Annotated in this window: 5 protein-coding genes; all 5 read right to left on the bottom strand. The window is 63.1% G+C overall.

The window, feature by feature from the left end; all coding sequences use genetic code 11:
- Window positions 1-193: 193 nt before the first annotated feature.
- Window positions 194-1012 (bottom strand): ABC transporter permease subunit, encoded by an 819-nt coding sequence (locus EN745_RS28255; RefSeq protein WP_126056450.1) that lies wholly within the window; start codon window positions 1010-1012, stop codon window positions 194-196.
- Window positions 1009-1980, bottom strand: coding sequence for an ABC transporter permease subunit (locus EN745_RS28250; RefSeq protein ID WP_127422766.1), 972 nt, complete (start codon window positions 1978-1980; stop codon window positions 1009-1011). Before EN745_RS28250 ends, EN745_RS28255 begins: the two co-directional genes overlap by 4 nt.
- A gap of 11 nt (window positions 1981-1991) precedes the next feature.
- Entirely contained in the window at window positions 1992-3131 is a 1140-nt protein-coding gene (locus EN745_RS28245; RefSeq protein WP_126056452.1) for an ABC transporter ATP-binding protein, read from the bottom strand.
- Window positions 3132-3425: 294 nt separating this feature from the next.
- Window positions 3426-4523, bottom strand: a complete 1098-nt coding sequence (locus EN745_RS28235; protein ID WP_127422765.1) for a polyamine ABC transporter substrate-binding protein — start codon at window positions 4521-4523, stop codon at window positions 3426-3428.
- 360 nt (window positions 4524-4883) lie between these two features.
- A partial coding sequence (locus EN745_RS28230) for a DMT family transporter (protein WP_145992170.1) occupies window positions 4884-5751 on the bottom strand: 868 nt, incomplete at its 5' end.

Genomic DNA, 5751 nt, shown 5'->3' with positions numbered 1-5751 from the left:
TCGCCTCCTATGCCGGACGCGGGCTGGCGCTGTCCGGCGGCATCGTCCAGCCGGACCCTCCGGCCGCGCAGGCGAATGGCCAGCCGGCGCCGCCCAAGCAGTCGACCTTCTTCGTCGGCGGCAGCTGGAGCACGCCGTTCATCTCGCCGATCAGCCGCGGCGTTTCCGGCGAATAATTTCGCGCTTGCCTGCCCTAGCCTCGCTGCGCGGCCTGCTCGTCGCGCTGGCGCTGGACCTCGCGGCGCTTGTTGGCGACCGAGGCGATGATGACGCCAACGGCGACGACCGCGATCAGGATGGTGCAGGCGGCGTTGATTTCCGGCGTCACGCCAAGGCGAACCTGGCTGTAGATCTTCATCGGCAGCGTCGTGGCGCCCGGCCCCGAGGTGAAGGAGGCGATGACCAAATCATCGAGCGACAGCGTGAAGGCCAGCATCCAGCCGGAGACGATCGCCGGCAGGATCACCGGCAGAGTGATGTGGAAGAAGGTTTTCACCGGCGGCGCGCCGAGATCCATCGCCGCCTCCTCCAGCGAGCGGTCGAACGAGACCAGGCGCGACTGCACGACGACGGCCACGAAGCACATGGTGAAGGTGATGTGGGCGAGCGTGACGGTAAGGAAGCCGCGGTCGAGGCCGACGGCGACGAAGAGCAGGAGCAGCGACAGGCCGGTGATGACTTCCGGCATGACAAGCGGCGCAAAGACCATGCCGGAAAACAGGATGCGTCCCCGGAAGCGTGTGTAGCGCGTCAAAGTGAGGGCGGCGAGCGTGCCAAGCACGGTGGCGACGGTGGCCGAAATGACGCCGACGCGCGCCGTCACCCAGGTCGCGTCCATCAGGCCCTGGTTGTGGAACAGCGAGACGTACCATTTGGTCGAGAAGCCGCCCCAGACGGTGACCAGCTTCGACTCGTTGAAGGAGAAGACGATGAGCAGCACGATCGGCAGATAGAGGAAGGCAAAGCCGAGCACGACCGAGGTGATGTTGAAGCGGCTCCAGGTGGTGTTCATCTGCCCTGCTCCTGCGCGCGCGCCTGGGCCCGCTGGAAGAGCATGATCGGAACGATCAGCAGCAGCAGCAGGATGACGGCAACCGCCGACGACAGCGGCCAGTCGCGGTTGCCGAAGAACTCGCTCCACAAGGTCTTGCCGATCATCAGTGTCTGCGAGCCGCCGAGCAGGTCGGGAATGACGAACTCGCCGACTGCCGGGATGAACACCAGCAGGCAGCCGGCGATGACGCCCGGCAGCGACAGCGGGAAGGTGATTTTCCAGAAGGCGCTGATCGGCGGACAGCCAAGGTCCTTGGCGGCCTCGATCAGCGAATGGTCCATCTTCTCCAGCGATGAATAGAGCGGCAGCACCATGAACGGCAGGTAGGAATAGACGATGCCGATGAAGATCGCCTTATAGGTGTTGAGGATGAGCAGCGGCTCGTGGATGATGCCGATGCCAAGCAGGAACTCATTGAGCAAGCCTTCCGGCTTGAGGATGCCGATCCAGGCATAGACGCGGATCAGGAACGAGGTCCAGAATGGCAGGATGACCAGCATCAGCAAGGTCGGCCGGATCGCCGCCGGCGCGCGCGCCATGCCGTAGGCGATGGGATAGCCGACGATCAGCGTCAGCACCGTCGAGATCGCGGCGATGATCAGGCTGGTCACATAAGCATTGAAGTACAGCGAATCCTTGGTCAGCAAAGTGTAGTTGTCGATGCTGAGCTCTCTGAGCTGTCCGACAAAACCGGACCAGCCGCCCCTGAAATCAAGCACCGGCGTGTAGGGCGGCATCGCGATCGCCGTCTGCGACAGCGAGATCTTGAAGACGATGACGAACGGGATGAGGAAAAAGAACAGCAGCCAGAGATAGGGGACGATGATGACCAGGCGGCCGACGAAGGCCGAGCCCAGCCGGGCCAGCGGGGATTTGGCGGCATCGGCTGCCGACGGGGTTGTTGCGGCGGTCGCGGCGCTCGACATGATTGTGCCCCCTACCGCGTCAGCACGACGCCGGCGTCGGGCCGGAAGGAGACCCAGGCGCGGTCGTGCCAGGTCAGCGGGTCCTCGGTGATGCGCGAGGCGTTCAAGGCGCTCGCCCGCACCATCTGGCCGTCGTCGAGCCTGACGTGATAGACGGTCATGTCGCCGAGATAGGCGACGTCGTAGACTTCACCTTCGAGTGCGTTGACGGCATCGGCCGGCTTCTTCGACGAAACCTTGATCTTCTCCGGCCTTATGGCGAAGACGATGTCGGCGCCGGCGGCGGTATCGCCGCCATTCTCGACAACGATCTGGGCTCCGGTCAGCCCGGTGATGCGCGTCGTGTTCGCCGCCCGCTCGGCAACCTTGCCCTCGAACATGTTCACGTTGCCGACGAAATGCGCCACGAAGCGGGAGCTGGGGGCTTCATAGACTTCCGCCGGCGTCGCGACCTGCATGACCTCACCCTTGTCCATGATGGCAATGCGGTCGGCCATGGTCATCGCCTCTTCCTGGTCGTGGGTGACGACGACGAAGGTGAGGCCGAGTTCCTGCTGCAGGTCCATCAGTTCGAACTGCGTTTCCTCGCGCAGCTTCTTGTCCAGCGCGCCGAGCGGCTCGTCGAGCAGCAGAACCTTCGGGCGCTTGGCGACCGAGCGGGCGAGCGCGACACGCTGGCGCTGGCCGCCCGACAATTGGTGCGGCTTGCGCTTGGCGAACTGCTCGAGCTTGACCAGCTTCAGCATTTCGGCGACGCGCTTTTCGATGTCAGGGGCGGGCATGCCCTCCTGCTTGAGGCCGAAGGCGATGTTCTTCTCCACCGTCATATGCGGAAACAGCGCATAGGACTGAAACATCATGTTGACCGGCCGCCGGTAGGGCGGGATGCCGCGCAGGTCCTGGCCGTCGAGCAGGATACGCCCGGCGGTCGGCTCCTCGAAGCCGGCAAGCATCCTGAGCAGCGTCGACTTTCCACAGCCGGATGCGCCGAGCAGCGCGAAGAACTCGCGCTCGAAGATGGTCAGCGACAGGTTGTTGACGGCGGTGAAGTCACCGAACTTCTTGGTGACATTGTCGAATTGGATATAGGGCTTGGCGTTCGGATCATTCCATGGCGTGAAGTCCCTGCGGATGCTGCCAAGCGATTTCATTTCCCCACTCCGTCCTGTTTTTCGTCCCCCAGGAGTGGTTCAGCTCTTGATAGAACCGTCGAACCGCTCCGGATATTTCCCACGCAATTCCAGAGGGAAAACCGCTACGCGCTTTTTCCTGGAATTGCTCTTCTGTTCCTGCGCAATTCCGGACGGAAAACCGCTTCGCACTTTTCCTGGAATTGCTCTTCTGTTCCTACGCAATTCCGGACGGAAAACCGCTTCGCACTTTTCCTGGAATTGCTTTTAAGCAAAGCGACCCCGGCAGCCAGGCGCCGGGGTCGTGCCGATCGCCTACTGGCCGGTGACGATCTTGGTCCAGGTCCGCGTGATGACGCGCTGGGTTTTGGGATCGTATGGCTGGACGGTGTACAGCTTCTGCAAGGTCGCGGCGTCCGGATAGATCGCCGGATCGTCGAGGATCGCCTTGTCGACGAATTGCTGCGAGGCTTTGTTGCCGTTGGCGTACAGCACATAGTTGGACGATTTGGCGATCACTTCCGGCTTCATCATGTAGTTGAGGAACTCATGCGCCTCGGCGACATGCGGCGCATCGGCCGGGATCGCCATCTGATCGAACCACATCTGGGCGCCTTCCTTCGGCACCGAATAGCCGATCTCGACGCCCTGCTTGGCCTCGACGGCGCGGTTGCGCGCCTGGAAGACGTCGCCCGACCAGCCGACAGCCAGGCAGATGTCGCCGTTGGCGAGCGCGTTGATGTATTCGGACGAGTGGAACTTGCGGATATAGGGCCGGACTTTCAGGAGTGTCTCCTCGGCCTTGGCGATGTCATCGGGCGAGGTGCTGTTCGGGTCGAGGCCGAGATATTTCAGCGCCGCCGGGATGATGTCGGCGGGCGAATCCAGCACATAGACGCCGCAATCCTTCAGCTTGGCCAGCGTATCCGGATTGAAGAACGTATCCCAGCTGTCGATCTTGTCGGTGCCAAGGGCCGCCTGCACCTTCGTGATGTTGTAGCCGATGCCGACGGTGCCCCACATGTAGTTGATCGAATACTCATTGCCGGGATCGTATTTGGCGGTGCGCTCCTGAACGGTGTCCCACATGTTCGACAGGTTCGGCAGCTTCGACCTGTCGAGCTTCTGGAAAACGCCGGCCTGGATCTGGCGGGCGAGGAAATTGCCGCTGGGTACGACGACGTCATAGCCGCTGCCGCCGGCCAAAAGCTTGGTTTCGAGGATCTCGTTGGAATCGAACGTGTCGTAGACGACCTTGATGCCGGTTTCCTTGGTGAAATCGTCGATGATCGAACTGTCGATGTAGTCGGACCAGTTGAAGACGTTGACGACGCGGTCCTCGGCGTGGCCGCCGATGGTGAAAAGCGTCAGGAATGCCGAGGTCGCCGAAAGCCAGAGCGCTTTGCGGGTCATGCTGTTCTCCTTTGGTGAGTGTTCCGTCGCCAATCCGTCGCGGCCTCCGCGCGGCTGGGCATTTGCTTCAGATTATTGAGCTTTCTGGAGAGCGACAAGCGCGAACGGCCGGCTGCGCGGCGGTCCGACATGAGGCCGATGAAAGCTTTGGGCCGTTGCCGTGGCCTGGGGGATGTGCCGACGTCGTCAGAGGCTTTCGCCATGGCGCGGGCAGGGATATGACGATGTGGTCCGGTTCCGATTGGACCGGCATTGAGACTTGGCAAGATACGCCTGTCTTGTTGTTGCCGTGCCCTTAGCCTGCCCGCCCGGCAACGACGTTGTCAATGGCCCATCTCGCGCTTTGGCGCATCCGCTGCGTTAATTGGGGGATGGCAGTCCGGTGACGCCAGGGCGCTGGGGGCGCGGCTGCCGCTTGAACTCGAGCCCGATATGGACGAGCAGCGCCGTGACGACGACCGCACCACCGACGATGGTGCGCACAGACGGCACTTCCGAATGCACGAGCCAGACCCAGATCGGGCCAAGGATCGGCTCGAACGTGCCGAGCAGCGCCGCTATCGCCGCCGGGACGAGGCGGGCGCCGGTAGCGAAGAAGGCGAGGCCGACGCCGAGGTTGAGGACGCCGAAGGCGAACAGGAAGCCCATGTCGCGGCCGGAAACGGCAAATTCCGAGGCCTGGGAGGCCGCGAACGCGCCGGCGAGCAGCGCGCCGAGGCAGTTGGCCGGCGTCATGCGTACATGGGCGAAGCGGCGGGTGATCACCGTGGCGACCGAAAACATGCAGGCGATCAGCAGCGCCAGGCTGTCGCCGACGGGAGACACGGTGCCGTCGAGCGATTCAGAGACCATGATGGCGACGCCGGCGATGACGGCGGCGATCGCCACCCAGGTCGCCGCCGCCACCCGCTCGCGAAACAGCACCCAGGCAAGCAGCGCGGCAAGCAGCGGCACGCCGGCCTGCATCAAGAGGATGTTGGCGACGGTGGTGTAGGAAAGCGCAACGATGAACGAGGTCGACGCGGTGGCGAAACAGATCGCGACGGCAAGGCCGGGCAGGCCCATGCCACGAAACAGTTTCAGCGTGCCTCGCCAGCCGTCGCGCCAAGCCATGAAGCAGAGCAGGAAGGCCACCGCCCAGAGCGAGCGCCAGAATACAATCGTCCAGTTGTCGGTAATGTCGATGAAGCGGGCGATGGTGCCGCCAAAGCTCCACATCAGCGCCGAC

The organism is Mesorhizobium sp. M4A.F.Ca.ET.022.05.2.1 (genome assembly GCF_003998845.1).
In the GTDB taxonomy this organism is placed as follows: Bacteria; Pseudomonadota; Alphaproteobacteria; order Rhizobiales; family Rhizobiaceae; genus Mesorhizobium.
This window is presented reverse-complemented; position numbering and strand designations above follow the sequence as displayed.